15 protein-coding genes are annotated in these 16,404 nt (G+C 40.5%); 1 reads left to right on the forward strand and 14 read right to left on the reverse strand.

Translation table 11 applies throughout. From position 1 onward, the window contains the following. Nucleotides 1–105 precede the first annotated feature (105 nt). From HT696_RS07860 to pbp2b, 5 genes are all read right to left on the reverse strand, one after another. Nucleotides 106–810 carry a TIGR02206 family membrane protein gene (locus HT696_RS07860; protein ID WP_112443903.1) on the reverse strand — a complete coding sequence of 235 codons (705 nt, stop codon included), beginning with the start codon at nucleotides 808–810 and terminating at the stop codon, nucleotides 106–108. 94 nt (nucleotides 811–904) lie between these two features. Continuing rightward, complete coding sequence (gene murF / locus HT696_RS07865; RefSeq protein WP_173282491.1) at nucleotides 905–2,278, reverse strand: UDP-N-acetylmuramoyl-tripeptide--D-alanyl-D-alanine ligase; 1,374 nt, start codon at nucleotides 2,276–2,278, stop codon at nucleotides 905–907. 84 nt (nucleotides 2,279–2,362) lie between these two features. Beyond that, on the reverse strand, nucleotides 2,363–3,406 hold the full coding sequence (locus HT696_RS07870; RefSeq protein WP_050121090.1) for a D-alanine--D-alanine ligase: 1,044 nt from the start codon (nucleotides 3,404–3,406) through the stop codon (nucleotides 2,363–2,365). Between the two features lie 176 nt (nucleotides 3,407–3,582). After that, nucleotides 3,583–4,179: a recombination mediator RecR gene (recR, locus tag HT696_RS07875; RefSeq protein WP_000966754.1), complete on the reverse strand. Its 597-nt coding sequence runs from the start codon at nucleotides 4,177–4,179 to the stop codon at nucleotides 3,583–3,585. Between the two features lie 10 nt (nucleotides 4,180–4,189). Next, a complete protein-coding gene (gene pbp2b, locus HT696_RS07880) occupies nucleotides 4,190–6,247 on the reverse strand; it encodes a penicillin-binding protein 2B (RefSeq protein WP_173282490.1) in 2,058 nt (685 codons plus the stop codon). Nucleotides 6,248–6,440: 193 nt separating this feature from the next. Here pbp2b and HT696_RS07885 point away from each other — a divergent pair, with 193 nt between their 5' ends. After that, nucleotides 6,441–7,292 (forward strand): MurR/RpiR family transcriptional regulator, encoded by an 852-nt coding sequence (locus HT696_RS07885; RefSeq protein WP_173282489.1) that lies wholly within the window; start codon nucleotides 6,441–6,443, stop codon nucleotides 7,290–7,292. Nucleotides 7,293–7,307: 15 nt separating this feature from the next. On the opposite strand, the gene HT696_RS07890 is transcribed toward HT696_RS07885, so the two are convergent. The 9 genes from HT696_RS07890 to HT696_RS07930 form a co-directional block, all read right to left on the reverse strand. Continuing rightward, nucleotides 7,308–8,192: an ROK family protein gene (locus tag HT696_RS07890; RefSeq protein ID WP_173282488.1), complete on the reverse strand. Its 885-nt coding sequence runs from the start codon at nucleotides 8,190–8,192 to the stop codon at nucleotides 7,308–7,310. A gap of 17 nt (nucleotides 8,193–8,209) precedes the next feature. Beyond that, nucleotides 8,210–9,127, reverse strand: coding sequence for a dihydrodipicolinate synthase family protein (locus HT696_RS07895; RefSeq protein WP_001281525.1), 918 nt, complete (start codon nucleotides 9,125–9,127; stop codon nucleotides 8,210–8,212). 173 nt (nucleotides 9,128–9,300) lie between these two features. Beyond that, nucleotides 9,301–9,945, reverse strand: a complete 645-nt coding sequence (locus HT696_RS07900; RefSeq protein ID WP_173282487.1) for a YesL family protein — start codon at nucleotides 9,943–9,945, stop codon at nucleotides 9,301–9,303. Between the two features lie 134 nt (nucleotides 9,946–10,079). Beyond that, nucleotides 10,080–10,532 carry a YhcH/YjgK/YiaL family protein gene (locus tag HT696_RS07905; protein ID WP_164226763.1) on the reverse strand — a complete coding sequence of 151 codons (453 nt, stop codon included), beginning with the start codon at nucleotides 10,530–10,532 and terminating at the stop codon, nucleotides 10,080–10,082. A 271-nt stretch (nucleotides 10,533–10,803) separates the two neighbouring features. Continuing rightward, a complete protein-coding gene (locus HT696_RS07910) occupies nucleotides 10,804–11,643 on the reverse strand; it encodes a carbohydrate ABC transporter permease (RefSeq protein WP_001192006.1) in 840 nt (279 codons plus the stop codon). Nucleotides 11,644–11,658: 15 nt separating this feature from the next. Next, on the reverse strand, nucleotides 11,659–12,525 hold the full coding sequence (locus HT696_RS07915) for a sugar ABC transporter permease (protein ID WP_162278974.1): 867 nt from the start codon (nucleotides 12,523–12,525) through the stop codon (nucleotides 11,659–11,661). 252 nt (nucleotides 12,526–12,777) lie between these two features. Next, nucleotides 12,778–14,106 carry an ABC transporter substrate-binding protein gene (locus tag HT696_RS07920; protein ID WP_000672126.1) on the reverse strand — a complete coding sequence of 443 codons (1,329 nt, stop codon included), beginning with the start codon at nucleotides 14,104–14,106 and terminating at the stop codon, nucleotides 12,778–12,780. Nucleotides 14,107–14,220: 114 nt separating this feature from the next. Then, entirely contained in the window at nucleotides 14,221–14,919 is a 699-nt protein-coding gene (locus HT696_RS07925) for an N-acetylmannosamine-6-phosphate 2-epimerase (RefSeq protein ID WP_173282486.1), read from the reverse strand. A 179-nt stretch (nucleotides 14,920–15,098) separates the two neighbouring features. After that, a complete protein-coding gene (locus tag HT696_RS07930; RefSeq protein ID WP_112443894.1) occupies nucleotides 15,099–16,202 on the reverse strand; it encodes a Gfo/Idh/MocA family oxidoreductase in 1,104 nt (367 codons plus the stop codon). Nucleotides 16,203–16,404 lie beyond the last annotated feature (202 nt).

Raw genomic sequence — 16,404 nt, forward strand, 5'->3', positions numbered from 1 at the left:
TTAGTTTGGGAATTTACCCCATTTTTTGAGTTTCTATGTTCAGAAATTCTTATTTTATAAGCTGCTTGTAAAAATTCTCTAAGACCAAAAAAAGAAAGCTCATTTCTAAGCTTTCTTTGCAATCATTTTTTCTGCTTCTTGTTCTAAAAATAGTTCCAAGATTTTCTTTGTCAACGTAATCGCTACTGACAAGGTCAGAGAAACGATTAAATAATTAGCCACTAAGCCGTGATCTCCAACCAATGGCGGTTTTGTCAAGAATCCGTAATCCCCACCTGTTACCAAATTGACTACAAAAATCAAGGCATTTAGTCCAAAGGTCATGAGAAAAATTCCCTTCACATCCAGCAATCGCGCATTATACTGTCTCAAGAGATAAACTAGAGAGTTCCCCAAGAGTGCTAAATGCCCAAAAATAAAGGATAAAATGGTGATATGGGGGAAAGGATAGGCATCTGACACTGGATAAACAAAGGCTGCTAATGTCCCAAATGTTCCTAGTAATGCAAAATATTGCCTATATTTAGACTGACCAGGAAGCAAAAGCACCACAAACATAGCCATACGGCAATGGTAAAAGGGTAAGCTTTCTGATAGTGGCATATGGTTGACCCCATACCAACCATAAAGTAGGATTAACTGAACGGCCTGTAAAATCTGGAAAAATCGTTGGTAAACTCTCGTTTCACGATAGCGATAGGCTGTATAAAAGGTCAAACCCAAGAGTGTAAATATACTGATATACCAAAAAAGATCAAACTTGGGTGGTTCTGTTGCTTGGGTCGTAAAGAAAATATCCCATAAATTCATCTAGTCTTCCTCATGATTCAAAATTTTCCTGCATTTTATTATACCATGCTATTTGTCAAAAATGGATTTATAAATACGTAAATGTTTGACAAAATTACTTGTCTTCAGTTTCTAAACTTTCTACCAACTTGGCTAGATTCATAGAATTAGAGCCTTTGAGCAGGATTTGGTCATGGGCTCCAAGTCTTTCTGTGACCTGCTTGACTAGGTCTTCAAATTGGTCTTGGTCTTCTGTTTTCTTGAAGTAGTAAACGTGGCCTATTGGGAACATTTGACTGGCAAGTTGGGCCAATTCTGCGATATCTTCTCCATAGAAAATCACGGTATCCAGCACATCTGGCGAAAGACTCAAAATCATCTGGTTATGAAGTTGAACAGACTGGTCACCAAGTTCCTTCATATCCGCCAAAACCGCAATTTTTTTGCCACCTTCATTGGCTGGAATGGCAGAGAAAGTCTCCAAAATCAGCTTCATAGCAGTTGGATTGGCATTGTAAACATCTGATAGGATATCTGCTCCATTGGCTGCTTTCTTCCACTCAGTACGGTTACGCGTCAATTCAAGATGTTGGAAGGCCTGACGAATTTGTTCCTCAGTCACTCCTTCTTGCAGGGCAACATAGGATGCAATCATAGCATTGGTCGCATTGTACTTACCAGTCACTGGCAAATCAAGGGCTTGCTCCAAGAAATTAGCCTTAAAGGTCAAGCTATCCTTACGCTCAACCAGGTCGGTAATTTCCAACTCTGCTCCTTGACCAAAACGAACCACCTTTTTATCAGTTGGCAAGTAGGCCTCTACAATCGGGTCAGCTGGTGCCAAAAGCAAAGAACCTTCAGCCATGCCATCTGCAATTTGCATTTTCCCTTTAGCGATTTCCGAACGATCTTTGAAAAAGGCCAAATGAGCCTCTCCAACCAAGGTCACGATGGCTGTTTTTGGGTGAGCCAATTCAGACAAGAGATGAATATCTCCCAAGTGATCCTGTCCCATCTCCAAAACCAACTTTTCTGTCCCTTCAGGCATATGGAGAACTGTGTAGGGAAGGCCAATCTCGTTATTGTAGTTGCCTTGAGTTTTGTAGGTTTTGTAGGTTGTTGATAGCAAGTGTGCCAACATATCCTTGGTCGTTGTCTTACCATTTGAACCTGTAACTGCAAAGACATCAACAGCTGTTTTTTCAAGATAGTAGGCTGCTAGTTGCTGAAAGGCAGTCAGAACATCATCTACTAGAATGTAAGGATGATTTGCGACCTCTTTCTCAGACAAGGTTACAGCAGCGCCATTTTCAAAAGCTGTTTCGATAAAGTCGTGACCGTCACGCGCACCCTTGAGGGGCACAAATAAATCTCCAGTCCCAATCAATCGACTGTCAAACTCAGCCTTTTCTAACTGGGCGTCCGCAAAAAGACTAACATCATTTTTAGCTCCAACAGCTTGGGCAACTTCATGGATTGTTAATTTCATTTCTACTCCTTTAAAAAGGGTTGAAGTCCGAGAACTCTAGTCACCTTGCAGTGATGGTTCTGGCTCCTACCCTCTCTTTCATTTTTATAGCAAATGCGCTTCGCGCTTGTCAAAACTTTCCTTGGCAAGGTCAACCAAACGCTCGATTAGTTCTGGGTAGCTGATTCCCATATTGTCCCAAAGTAATGGATACATAGACCACTGGGTGAAACCTGGCATGGTATTGAGCTCGTTGAGGAAAATCTCTCCCTTGTCTGTATAGAAGAAATCGCAACGAGAGAGACCGAGCCCACCAATCGCACGGAAGGCTGTTTCAGAATTTCGACGCATGACAGCTACCACATCATCACTGATTTTAGCTGGGATATCCATGGTAATCTTGTTGTCAATATACTTGGCATCGTAGTCATAAAAGGCAACATCCTTGACTACTTCTCCTGGTAGCGTGCTTTTGACATCGTAGTTGCCTAGTAGACCAACCTCGATTTCACGGGCATTTACCCCTTGCTCTACCAAGACACGACTGTCATATTGGAAGGCAAGTTTCAAAGATTGACGGAGTTCTTCTTGATTTTCAGACTTAGAAATACCGACACTAGAGCCCATGTTTGACGGCTTAGTGAAGACTGGATAGGCCAATTTTTCTTCAACTTCGGCAATTTTAGCAATCACATCATCACCTTCAACGATGGCCACATAAGGAACTTGAGCAATACCAGCAGATTCCAGAACACGCTTAGTCGTGATTTTATCCATGGCAAGACTTGATGACAAGATATTGCAGCCGACATACGGCATTTTCAAAACTTCCAAGAATCCTTGAACAGAGCCATCCTCTCCCATCGGACCGTGAAGAACTGGGAAGACCACTGCACCTTCTTCGTAAATAGCACTTGGTGCAACCTGCTTATCCCAATCAATGGTTTCATTGGTCATGAGACGGTCCTCTTGACCTGGAGTCTGACTAAATTCCTGCGTTTTGATAAAGTCACCTGACTGACTGATAAAGAAAGTCTTGACTGTGAAACAGTCATAATTGACCGCACGCATGACACTTTCCGCTGAAAGGACAGAGACTTCGCGTTCCGCACTCCGTCCACCATATAAAAGAATAATCGTTTGTTTCATATTATTTGTCCTAATTCTACTAGAATACTCGCTCTTTAGTATATCATATTTGCTTGTTTTTTTAAAACTTGAACCTGATCCTACTCATCACACTATACAAAAAGAGGCCGATATGAACGATTTTCAGCCTCCTTGATTTTTTTATAAACGAATGGAGTTCGTAAATTTGTCTACACTTACAACTCTGTCCGATTTTCAATAGCCCGTAAGAGTGTGACTTCGTCCGCATACTCGATATCTGCTCCCACAGCGAGGCCTCGTGCCAGGCGCGTAACCTTGATCCCAGCTGGCTTGAGTAAGCGGGAAAGATACATGGAAGTCGCTTCCCCATCTGCTGTGGCATTGGTTGCTACGATTACCTCTGAAACTTCACTATCCATCAGACGAGTCATAAGGCTCTTGAGATTGATATCGTCTGGACTGATACCATTCATAGGAGAAATAAGGCCATGCAGGACATGATAGAGTCCATGGTATTCTTGGATATTTTCCATGGCCGCCACATCCCGACTATCCTCTAGCACCAAAATCGTTGTCTGGTCACGAGTCGGATCAGTACAGATAGAACAAGGATCGTCGTCTGTCAAACGTCCACAAATAGAACAGTAGGTCAATTCTCTCTTAGCAGAAAGGAGATTTTTTGCAAATTCATTGACATCATCATCAGACATCCCAATCGTATAAAAGGCCAAACGCGTAGCCGTCTTAATCCCGATACCTGGTAACTTAGAATAACTGTCAATCAGCTTGGCAATGGGTGTTGGATAAAGCATAATTTCCTTTCTAGTTCATTGGATGGTATTTTTGATACAGATTGATAATGTCACGCGCAATGGAAGGTCCTACACCATTTGTTAGATTGGTATTATGAGGAAAGACCACTGCAACAGCGATTTGGGGATTATCAGATGGGGCATAGGCCACCGCATTGGTATTGGTTGCTTGCTGACCATCTGCCACATAGCTTTCGGCTGTCCCCGTTTTTCCGCTAATAGATACCAAGGCACCATTTGAAAAGGCACGTCCAGTTGTCAATCCACTAGTCCCATGAGCAACCTGATAAAAACCTTGGTGCAAGACACTCATATCGGAGTCGGATATATTGACCTTATTCATCTCTGTCGGTTGCAGTTGCTGAATCAAGTCGCCCAGTCCTCCCTTATCATTATTACCATAAATGCCTTCAACAATACGAGGAGCCACACGAACACCATCATTTGCAATAGTTGCTACATACTGAGCCAACTGCATGGGCGTATAGTTATCAAACTGCCCAAAGGCATTAGTAATGTAATTAGCAAAGCTATAGTCTTTGGGAACAAATCCAGTAGATTCATCTGGTAGGTCAATCCCGGTCGCAGAACCCAAACCATATTCACCAAAGGTTGAACGCAATTTCCCCATAGCAGACTCTAGCTTGCTGGTGCCGACAAACATATTGGGTTGATAGGTCTGGCCCATGATTCCAAGAGCGGTTTGAACCATGTAAGCATTAGATGAATACTCCAAGGCTTCCACAGCTGTAATAGGAAAAGATCCATATGCCAATTTATACCAAGAATAAATTGGAGCTGAACCTTGGAAAACAATAGGCTGATCTGTTAAGGTCTGGTTTCCTGATAAGACTCCATTTTCCCAGCCAGAGCTGATGGTCGCAGCCTTGACAACCGAACCTGGGACAAAGACATTGGTTACCGTTCCCAAGGAATCAGGAGTCAACTCTCCCGTTTTCAGGTCATGTTTGAGTCCTGACATAGACAAAACAGCACCTGTTTTGGGGTTAAGGGCGACTGCATACACACCCTCAGAATACTTGGCTCCACCATTTCCTAGCTCGGAATTGAAATAACTTTTCAGCAAAGCATCCACGCTATCTTGGAAGGCCAAATCAATGGTCAGCTTGATATTGTTTCCTTTACTACCTTCCTCAATTGTATCCACACTTTCCATGTTGCCATATTTGTCCAGATGGATTTCTTTTACCGAGCGTTTTCCTTGTAAGGTCTCTTCATATTGCTTTTCCAAATAGGAGGTTCCAACACGGTCATTTAGAGAATAGCCCTTTTTAAGATAGGCTTCTGCTTCTTCCGCTGGGAGACCGGCTTTTTCACTGGATACACTCCCTACTATAGAAGAAAGGGAAGTTTCCAAAATCTTTCGATCCCAAGAAGTAGAAATACTAATGCCAGGCATCTCCTTTGAAATAGAGGCAATAACAGCCACCTGAGAATCATTTAGAGGATCTGTCGCAATGGTTCCTGTCGCAAAGTTTCCAACAGCATTTAACTGACTAAAAAGATAGATTTCTTTCTTTTCATCCTCTGTATAGTTTAGTTGACTTGTTGGAACACTATCGACCGCATTGTTATACAGTTCTGATTCGGATAGGCGATTGCCATCTGAATCCAAGCGTTTCTCACTTGGGAGAGCTTCCACTGTTTTTTTATAGATTTCAGGATCAGCCAAATAGTAATCAGCCAGCTGGCGTTCTGTCAAATTTGGCGAACTGATGCTCACATAAGTCAGTAACTTTTTAGCTATTTCTTTTAAGTCTGTAGCCGTCATTTTATTGCTACGCGTAAAGGAAACAACCTGTTTTAACGTATTTTCTACCAAAGGTTTTCCACTAGCATCATAGATTTCCCCACGGGCAGAACTAGTTGTGACCTTGGTCTGACTAGCTGAGGCTAGCTTTTTTTCGTAAAAATCCTTGTTCAAAACCTGCATATACAACAAACGACCAATAATGGTCATAAAGAGTAAAATGACGATTGAAAACAATAAATTAAGCCGAATCGGAATCGAATGGCTGTTAAATTTTCTCATACAAATCAGTCTCATTTCTAACTTAAAGTCTTACTCTTAATTGTACCACAATTTGAGCAGAAAATTATGGAAAAGTAAGAAGCTTTTTTTCGTTTTTACAGTAAGATACGTTTTTATTTATCCATCCCTATATTATATGTTATAATGAATGTAAAAGTTCAATAATCTAGTCTTTTTCCAACACGACTCATTTAAAGGAGCCTTCCCTATGGACAAACCAGATATCACAACTGTCATTGATTCACATTTTGAAGAAATGACAGACCTAGAGCAAGAAATCGCTCGCTATTTTTTGCAAGCTGAAACGATTACAGATGATTTATCTTCTCAACAAGTCACCCAAAAATTACATATTTCTCAAGCTGCTTTGACCCGCTTTGCTAAAAAGTGTGGCTTTACTGGCTACCGAGAATTCATTTTCCAATACCAACATGAGGCAGAAAATCAAACCAACCAAGTCTCCAAGCACAGTCCATTGACCAAACGAGTCCTTAGAAGTTATAGCAACATGAGGGAACAAACACAAGACTTGATTGACGAAGTCCAACTAGAACGAATTGCCCAGCTAATCGAAGATGCTGAGCGTATCTACTTCTTCGGAACAGGGAGTTCTGGCCTTGTCGCTCGTGAAATGAAATTGCGCTTCATGCGTTTGGGTGTGGTCTGCGAGGCTTTGACCGATCAAGACGGCTTTGCTTGGACAACCAGCATTATGGACGAAAATTGTCTCGTACTCGGTTTCTCACTTTCTGGTACAACACCTTCTATTTTAGATAGTCTATTAGATGCCAAGGAGATGGGGGCAAAGACTGTACTCTTTACAAGTGTTCCCAATAAAGATAGTCAGGCCTATACAGAGACTGTTCTTGTAGCCACCCACAGCCAGCCTTCCTATATCCAACGAATATCCGCTCAACTTCCTATGCTCTTCTTTATCGATTTGATTTATGCCTACTTTTTGGAAATCAATCGCGAAAGCAAAGAAAAAATCTTTAATAGCTACTGGGAAAATAAAAAACTCAACGGCTATCGTAGACAAAAACGTGTCAGAAAATCCTAGTTTGGCTGAGCCAAACTAGGATTGTTTTGTTTTGAAATGATAATAAGCTCCCAACATACCTGCTGTATTTTGGTGATGAGCAAATTCTAATCGTGTTTTTTCTGCTAAACTTGGTACCAAAGCATCTTTCAAAGCTTTTCGAATTTTAGGCTTGAGAATAGCTTCTTGCCCCATGATACCGCCACCGAGAATGACCACCTCTGGATTGGCAACGTAGCAAATATTTGCCAGACCTTTTCCTAGATAGTCTACCATGCGGTCAATACCTTCCATGCAGAGTTTATTGCCCTCAGTGGCTTCCTTGAAAATGCGTCGGCCATTCCACTGGTCAACTGGATCTCCATGTGCTTCAGCTACATATTTCACTAAAGCTGTCGTAGAAGCCAAGTCTTGGAAAGCTCCATCCTGCATATGCATATACCCAACTTCACAGGCTGAATTGCTAAATCCATGGAAGACTTTCCCATCCATAATCAAGCAACCACCGATACCTGTTCCAATGGTCAAGCAAAGGGTGACACTCGCTCCCTTGCCTGAACCAGATACTGCCTCAGCCAGACCTGCACAGTTGACATCATTTTCAATCTCACAAGGAATAGCAAAGCTAGTCTCGATTTCCTTTTTGAACTGGGTGCCTGCGTAGTTAGGGATTTGAGACCCAGCATAGAAAATTTCTCCCTTATCAGGGTCCACCATTCCTGCAGAAGAAATGGCAACACCTGCTACTGGGCCTTTTTCTAAATAGCTGGCTACAATATCTTTGGTTTTTTGTAAGATATGAGGACCACCCTTATGCGCCTCTGTTGGCATTTCATGTGATTCAAGAAGTTGCCCCTCTTGATCAACCAAACCATACTTGATGTTAGTTCCACCGATATCAATTGCAACGTAGTGTGTCATAAATACCTCCTTATGGATTAGAGGAAGCGCTCCTTGGTTTCACGAATCAAGGCTGCAGCTGCTTCTACAACTGGACGATCTTCTTCAGTCACTGGTGTCAATGGTGAACGAACAGAACCAATATTCAAGCCTTCATTGATCTTCAAGACTTCTTTGATGACACCGTACATATTTCCATGTGCAGAAGTCAATTTACCAATGATAGCGTTGATAGCATACTGCAATTCACGCGCTGTTTCCAAATCTTTATCTGCAATCAACTGATTGAGTTTCAAGAAGAGTTCTGGCATAGCACCATATGTACCACCGATACCAGCTTTGGCACCCATGAGGCGACCACCTAGGAACTGTTCATCTGGACCGTTAAAGACGATATGGTCTTCCCCACCAAGGCTCACAAAGGTTTGGATATCTTGAACTGGCATTGAAGAATTTTTAACACCAATAACACGAGGATTTTTCAACATTTCAGTGTAAAGGCTTGGAGTCAAAGCAACACCTGCCAATTGAGGAATGTTGTAAATCACATAGTCTGTGTTTGGAGCTGCAGAACTAATATCGTTCCAATATTTGGCAACTGAGTATTCTGGCAAGCGGAAGTAAATTGGTGGAATTGTTGCAATGGCATCTACTCCTAAGCTTTCAGCATGACGAGCAAGTTCCATACTATCTTTAGTATTATTGCAAGCTACGTGAGCAATAATGGTCAATTTACCTTTGGCAACTGCCATGACTTCTTCTAAGATTAATTTACGGTCTTCAACGCTTTGGTAGATACATTCACCAGAAGAACCATTAACATAAAGACCTTGAACACCTTTATCAATGAAGTATTGAACCAAGGCACGTGTGCGCTCTGGGCTTACTTCTCCTTGTTCATCATAACATGCGTAGAAGGCTGGAATGACACCTTCGTATTTTTTCAAATCTGACATAGATTTTCTCCTATTATTTTTATTTTCTGCTAAAGCAGATTCTTTCTTTACTTCTTTAGTATACACTTTACCGAAAAGGCTTTCAATATCTTATAGACACTTAGATTTTAGTTTCTCGCTTATAGAATAGCGTTTGGAGCGTTTGAAAGTAGTTTCAGAAATAATTGCACCCCTTACTCATACTTAGCAAATAGCTTTTCCATCACTCCCACTTGTAAAAAAGCAAGGAGTCCAAAACCAAAGAGAATAAAAGCTGATCCTCCCAATAGAAGGGTAAAGGCTGATAGATATAGAATCATCAAAATCAAAAAGATAATTACGATCATCAAGATAAACCAAGGAGCATTAAAACTAGCCAACATCAATCCTTTTTGAAGAATTTCTTTCCAAGATAGGTCATAACGTGCAGCGATGGGATAGCTAGCCAACATCACGATAGTAAGGAAAATCAGAATACCTAGACAAATAGCTTTAACCAATTGGAAGGGCAGAGCTGTTTGACCCCAGAAAAGATAGAGATCTGAAAGAGTTAGAAATACAATTCCTAATTCTAACATCCCCAACTGAAAACCTAGTTTCAGATTTTGCCTGAAAACTCTTAGATAGGTTCTAAAAACTGGCACCCGTCTGCTCTTCTTAACTTCGAACATGGTCTCGTAGAGGCTGATTTTAGCCACTCCAATCGTTACGATTGGCAAACAAGTTACTACAAAGAGAAGATTGACTGTTACAATATCTAAAACCTTCTCACTAATTCGCATTAGAAAATTATCTGTATCAAATGCAGCCTTGATGAGACTTCTTCCTTTTTGTGACATGTTTGCTCCCCCTATAATTTAATTTATATCACTTGCTAAATCATTCCGATTTATCAATTGATAAGATTCAACTCTTAAACTCAATTTTCAAAAGTGCTTAGTAAGATAGTCATCAGCTATCTCTGCTGATCATTCTAATCAATTAAAATTTTAAACAAATACTTGCGAACCTTGTATTCCATACCTGCATAACCATTTGGTTGATGTGGCTCACCTGGGAAGAAAATCGCAAAATTGTGATAACCCAACAAGAGTGGGTAGTGTTCATGACAATGAACAAAGCCAATATCACTTGCTTCGTCAAATGCTACTGCTTCATCTTTGATACGTGAACCGTAGCTCGAATATTCATGTCCTTCTACCAGCAAATGCAAGTCTGCATAGTTCTTATGGTACTCAAATTGATCATTTTCAGCTTGATTGAGGACATTTTCCTGAACAACTAGGAAGACCTTATCACCATCAATATCATATTTTCCTAATTCGAAAGAATCTTTACGATGTTGGTAGAGATAGTCGATAGCCTTGTCTAAATTGGGATGAATTCCTTTGTAAAAGGTGATGTTTTTCAAATCGTCAAAAATCATACTCTTTCCTTCGTTTCTGATAGTTAACTAAAACCATTCTTAAGTTGATAAGTGTCTGACAAAACTTCATAAAGTAACTGCATACCCTCCATTTTGTAGACACTTATAACTCTATATTCTTTTAATCTATAAAATATACTTCTGTATTCTGATAGATTGATTTTCCTATACTCAATGAAAATTGAAGAACAAACTAGGAAGCTAACCGCAGGAAATACTTAAGTATGGCAAGGCGACGCTGACGTAGTTTGAATTCGATTTTCGCAGAGTATTATCCTTTGACCGCTCCCATAGTAATACCTTGTGTGAAGGATTTTTGGAAGACTAGGAAGACTGTTACGATTGGAACAGCAGCAAGGGCAGCTCCTGCCATAATCAAACCATAGTTGGTTGCCATTTCAGCCTGCATGGTCGCAACCCCAAGTGAGATGGTCAAGTTGTTACGTGAAGTCAACATTACCAACTGCATGAAGTAGTCGTTCCAAGTGTTGATGAAAGTGAAGATTGCAAGGGCTGCAAACCCTGGTTTCACAATCGGGAAGGCTACGCTCCAGAAGGTACGAATCTCACCACAACCGTCAATTTTAGCTGATTCAAGCAACTCTGTAGGGATATTTTCACTGAATTGTTTCATGAGGAAGACACCGAATGGCCATCCAATCAAAGGCAAGATAACTGCCCAAAGAGTGTCATGAATTCCCATGAAGTTGACGATACGTACCAATGGTACAAGGACAACTTGTTTTGGAAGCGCCATAGCAGCGATGAAGATAGCGAAGAGAATGCGTTGACCATAGAAACGTTTTTTAGCCAATACATAACCTGCTAGAGATGATGTTGCACAAACTAAGAACATGGTTACTAATGAGATAAATACTGAGTTCCACATCCATTGCAAGGCAGGGTTCTGCACCATAAGTTGTTGGAAGTTTTCCATGGTTGGCATTTTAGGGAACCATTGTGGCGGAATCATAATTGTATCAGGTTGTGATTTGAATGCCCCTGTCAAAATCCAGTAGAATGGAAAGATGAACAGCACAGTCAACAAGAGCAAAATGATTGTTGAAATAACAGTAAAGGCTGTTAATGGTTTTTTTTCTGTAGATTGCATAGCTGTCTCCTTTCTTTAGTATTCTACGTCGTTTCCGAGCGCCTTAAATTGAACAAAGCTTACGATCGCAATCATGACTGCCAAGAAGACACCGATGGTGTTAGCATAACCGTATTCTGTCAATTGGAAGGCTTTTTCGTACAGGTAGTACATTAAGGTACTTGTAGAGTAGTTTGGTCCACCAGATGTCAACAATTGAATCAAGGCGAAAACTTGGAATGAGTTGATTGTCGTGATGATTGCGATATAAAGAGTTGTTGGAAGAAGGCTTGGCCATTTAATCTTCCAGAAAACTTGAAATTCAGTTGCACCGTCAACACGAGCTGCTTCAACCAATGAATTGTCAATATTCCCCATAGCTGCGATGTAGAGGATAATCGGTTGACCAACAGACGTTGTCAAGAGGATAATCATAATCGCCAGCAATGCCCAGTGCTTGTCGCCCAGCCATGAAATATTTTGAGTAATGATATGACTAGATTTCAAAACAAAGTTTAAGATACCTGATAGCGGATCATAAATCCATTTCCATACAACCGTTACGGCAACACTACCTGTTACAACTGGAAGGAAGAAGACGAAACGGTAAAAGGATCTAGCAATAGCATTTTGATGGTAGGTCTGTGATGCTACAAAGAGTGAAAAGAGAACAACAATCGGTACAGAGCCAACAACCAAAATAACTGTGTTAATCAGAGATTTTGTAAAGACAGGATCTTTAAACATACGGACATAGTTATCTAAGCCCACAAATTCAAAACTAGTCATAGAGTAGTTAAAGAAACTTGTGATGAAGCCCATAATCATTGGTACTAAAACAAAGATAATAAAGAAGAACAACACTGGTGCTAGGAAAGCATAGGAAATCACTGTTTCCCGCATACGGATTTTATTGACTTTCACAGTCGGCACCTCACTTTCAAATAGAATAATTTTTTGACTTTCTTGAACTGTTTTAAAATCAAAATGAAATTTTTTATGATTCGCTTATGTAAGAACTTCATTTTAATTTCGTGACAATTTCTTACATTTTAAACAAAAGCCCCCCTTTTCTTACACTATCTGTGTAGAGGGAAAAGGGGGTATACACTCTTAGGTTCTTTAAAAAACTACTTTTTATAGAATAACTAAGGACTATTGTTTCATAGCTTTTTTAATTGTTTCGTTCGCTTTTTCAGTGAAGGCTTTCAAAGCGTCCGCTGGTTTTTCGTCACCATTTGATACAGATTGCAACATTGGGAACCAAAGTGTTCTCATTTCAGCAAATCCATCAATAGTGTTGTAGTATGGTGAGTAGTATTGAGTCCAGCTGCTGATTGTTTCCATACGTTTGTCATCATAAAGTTTGCCAAATGATGTACGAACTGGGAAGGCACCTGTACGAACTACGTCTTTTGGACCCCACTCTTTGTCATCTGCGATAAATTGGATGAATTTCTTAGATGCAGCGACTTTCTTGTCGTCTTTGTTGTTGAATACTGCAAATCCGTTTACAAGGTATTCAAGAGCTGGTTTACCTTCGTCTGATGGGAATGGTACTTCTACCACTTCTACCTTACTTGCTTCTAACAGTTTAGCTTGGATACCATTTTGAGCTGGTGCCCAAAGGATTGTGTAAGATGTTTGACCGTTGGCAAAGTTTTGGATATCTGCTCCACCGTCAAATTGTGAACCATTATTGAGCAAATTGTCTTTAATCCAGCCAGTTGCTTTTTCAAGACCTTTGACGAATTTAGGATCATCAGTTGTATATTTGCTAACTTTTTCATCTGTTACAGAACCGCTATAAAGGTTAGAGATAAAGGCACGTGTTCCTTGGTCTCCCCCTTGACCAGAACTGAACAATGAACCTGGTGTGTAACCCTTGTCTTTGAGTGCTTTCAATACTTTTTCAAAATCATCAGTTGTCCAACCTTCTTTTACAAGGTTTGCAACTCCAGCATCTTCTAGCATTTTCTTGTTCATTGCCATGTAGAATGGGGCAGAACTAATTGGATACATATAAGCCTTGTCTCCAGCTTTACTTGCTTGTACGATGTTTTCATTGTTGACATCTTTAACAAATTCATCTGTGAAGAGGTCGTTCAACTCAGCTAATTTACCATTTTTACCATATTGGATGATACGTCCTGGTGCGTCAAAGAGTACGTCTGGAGCTGTTCCTGCTTCGATAGCTGTTGTGATTTTTTCAGGACCTGACTTGAAGTCGATGGTTTCCAATTTCACTTTTACATCTGGATTTGCTTTTTCAAACGCTTCGATGATTGATTTTTCATATGTTCCAACACCGTCACCAGTTTTTTCTTGAGTGAAGACTGGGAATGCCCACCAAGTGATTTCTGTTTTAGCGCCATCTCCACCTGATTTAGCAGCATCTTTGCTACCACCAGAATTACCACATGCAGCAAGGCCAAGAACTGCAGCACCCGCAAGTACTGTACAAGCTAATTTTCTAAATTTCATTTGTATTCTCCTATGTAATAAGCGTATCCAACTTGGATAATGAGTTCTTTATTTCTTGTATGCGATTTCATTTCATCCTACTCATCCACCACTCTCCTCTGTTTTAAGATTGTGTTATTTGAGACCAGCAACGAAGCGTTCTGTAATCTCTTTTGGTCTAGTAATAGCGCCACCAACAACGATGCCTCGCACCCCATATTCAAGGATTTGTTTGGCTTGTTCTGGTGTATGAATTTTCCCTTCTGCAATGACATCTACACCTGCATCGCAGAGTTTTTTGATGAGTTCAAAATCTGGACCGTCTACTTTTGGACTGTAGGAGGTGTAGCCTGATAAGGTTGTTCCGACAAAGTCAATTCCTGCTTCGACCGCTGCCAATCCTTCCTCAAAAGTACTTGTATCAGCCATCAAGAGCTGGTTAGGATATTTCTCCTTGACCTGACGAATGAACTCTTGAATTTCCAAACCATCGTAGCGGTCACGCTTGGTACAATCCAGAGCAATCACCTCGATGTCCAGTTCTGCCAATTCATCAACTTCTTTCATGGTAGCTGTGATGAAGGGTTCTTGAGGTGGATAATCTCGTTTGATTATCCCAATAATCGGAAGTTTGGTGACTTCCTTGATTTCCTTGATATCGCGAACACTATTGGCTCGGATACCGACTGCTCCACCTTGCTCAGCCGCTTTGACCAGCAAGGGAATCACCCCTCCCGCTTCTGTATAAAGCGGTTCATGAGGAAGAGCCTGACAAGAAACGATGATTCCATCTTTGATTTGTTCAATCAAGGCTTCTTTGCTAATCTGTGGCATCCTCTTTCCTCCTTTTCCTTTTTCTTTGTTTCTATGAGATTATTATACCTTAAAGATAAAACGCTTTCAAGAGTTTGTAGTAGAATAGATTTCAGTTTCAAAAACTAGCCAAGTCAAACAGCTCCTCTAAAAGTACTTTCAGAGGAGCAAGTTGACCTATAATAGGAGAATACCAAAATTTAGTTTACAATTTCTGACAATTTTACTTTACGATCTTCAAACATAGACTGGGTACAAGCATCTGCAGTAGCAATTGCTTCTAGGGCAGCTTCACCTGTCAATAGTTTTGCGAATTCTTCTGATACTGGTGCTCCTTGCATAATCTCATGCAGATAGCGCATTTCTTTATCAATGACTGATGATAACCATAATGGAGTACGTTTACCTGGTTTACCATAAGCAATTGCTCCGTCCATTTCTGTACTATGATAGATACGAGTCCGATCATCATCTTCTTCTTGCGATTCGTGAATCAAGAAATAGCTTTCTTGTCCATCTAGCTTAAGAGTTCCTTTACAGTTGAATAAGTCTAAGCGGATGGCACCTTTGGTTCCTTGGATTAAGACATAATGTTCACCCCAACGATAAGCTGACCCCCATTCTAACAAGGCAAAACGCTTATTAGAAAATTCCATATTGACAAAAATCATATCATCTTCATCACCGAAATGTTCACCTTCATGGGCTACATTTCCACCTGTCATGGTTACAGTTTCAGGCATGCCACCCATAAGGAATTGAACACAATCCAACTCATGGATGTGGTGATACAAGTGACCACCTGATTTTTCACGAATTTTTTTCCATGATACTGACGGTTGTTGTTCTTCCCAACCATTACGAGCTGTGTGACAATATAGAACGTCTCCGATGACTCCTTGATTAATGAGTTCTTTTGCATGATGAACACCATTAAAGAAATTCATAATATGTCCTGCCATAAAGGTTACATTGTTTTCTTTGCATGCATCTACCATCTCGCGACAATCTTGATAAGAAAGCGCAATTGGTTTTTCACAGAAAACATTTTTACCATATTGTGCAGCCTTAATAACCGGTTCCTTATGAAGATTATTTGGAGTTGCGACGATAACACAATCTACTTCATCGCTAGAAACCAACTCATCTAGGGAGCTTGCTACTTTTGCTCCCAATTCTTCTGCAATCGCCTCTGCATTATCTGGGTCATAGAGAAGAGTAATCTCTGCTCCATCATTCTTTTGCATATAACGAGCCAACTCAGCTCCAAAATATCCTGTTCCAACAACACCGTATTTAACCATGTTTTTTCTCCTTTATTATTGAATAAACTTTCTAATTTTAACTTATACTCTTCGAAAATCTCTTCAAACCGCGTCAACGTCGCTTCATCTACAGCCTCAAAAACGTGTTTTGAGCTGACTTCGTCAGTTTTATCTGCAACCTCAAAGCTGTACTTTGAGCAACCTGCGGCTAGTTTTCTAGTTTGCTCTTTGATTTTCATTG

Origin of the sequence: Streptococcus sp. 9903 (assembly GCF_013276625.1) — a bacterium.
Lineage (GTDB): Bacteria > Bacillota > Bacilli > Lactobacillales > Streptococcaceae > Streptococcus.

Coding starts and splice junctions, on each gene's coding strand:
- HT696_RS07930 (WP_112443894.1), bottom strand. CDS start 16,202: ATGGTTAAATACGGTGTTGTTGGAACAGGATATTTTGGAGCTGAGTTG.
- HT696_RS07925 (WP_173282486.1), bottom strand. CDS start 14,919: ATGCCACAGATTAGCAAAGAAGCCTTGATTGAACAAATCAAAGATGGA.
- HT696_RS07910 (WP_001192006.1), bottom strand. CDS start 11,643: ATGCAATCTACAGAAAAAAAACCATTAACAGCCTTTACTGTTATTTCA.
- recR (WP_000966754.1), bottom strand. CDS start 4,179: ATGCTTTATCCAACACCCATTGCCAAGCTGATTGACAGTTATTCTAAG.
- HT696_RS07885 (WP_173282489.1), top strand. CDS start 6,441: ATGGACAAACCAGATATCACAACTGTCATTGATTCACATTTTGAAGAA.
- HT696_RS07900 (WP_173282487.1), bottom strand. CDS start 9,945: ATGTCACAAAAAGGAAGAAGTCTCATCAAGGCTGCATTTGATACAGAT.
- HT696_RS07905 (WP_164226763.1), bottom strand. CDS start 10,532: ATGATTTTTGACGATTTGAAAAACATCACCTTTTACAAAGGAATTCAT.
- pbp2b (WP_173282490.1), bottom strand. CDS start 6,247: ATGAGACTGATTTGTATGAGAAAATTTAACAGCCATTCGATTCCGATT.
- HT696_RS07890 (WP_173282488.1), bottom strand. CDS start 8,192: ATGACACACTACGTTGCAATTGATATCGGTGGAACTAACATCAAGTAT.
- HT696_RS07870 (WP_050121090.1), bottom strand. CDS start 3,406: ATGAAACAAACGATTATTCTTTTATATGGTGGACGGAGTGCGGAACGC.
- HT696_RS07895 (WP_001281525.1), bottom strand. CDS start 9,127: ATGTCAGATTTGAAAAAATACGAAGGTGTCATTCCAGCCTTCTACGCA.
- murF (WP_173282491.1), bottom strand. CDS start 2,278: ATGAAATTAACAATCCATGAAGTTGCCCAAGCTGTTGGAGCTAAAAAT.
- HT696_RS07920 (WP_000672126.1), bottom strand. CDS start 14,106: ATGAAATTTAGAAAATTAGCTTGTACAGTACTTGCGGGTGCTGCAGTT.
- HT696_RS07860 (WP_112443903.1), bottom strand. CDS start 810: ATGAATTTATGGGATATTTTCTTTACGACCCAAGCAACAGAACCACCC.
- HT696_RS07915 (WP_162278974.1), bottom strand. CDS start 12,525: ATGCGGGAAACAGTGATTTCCTATGCTTTCCTAGCACCAGTGTTGTTC.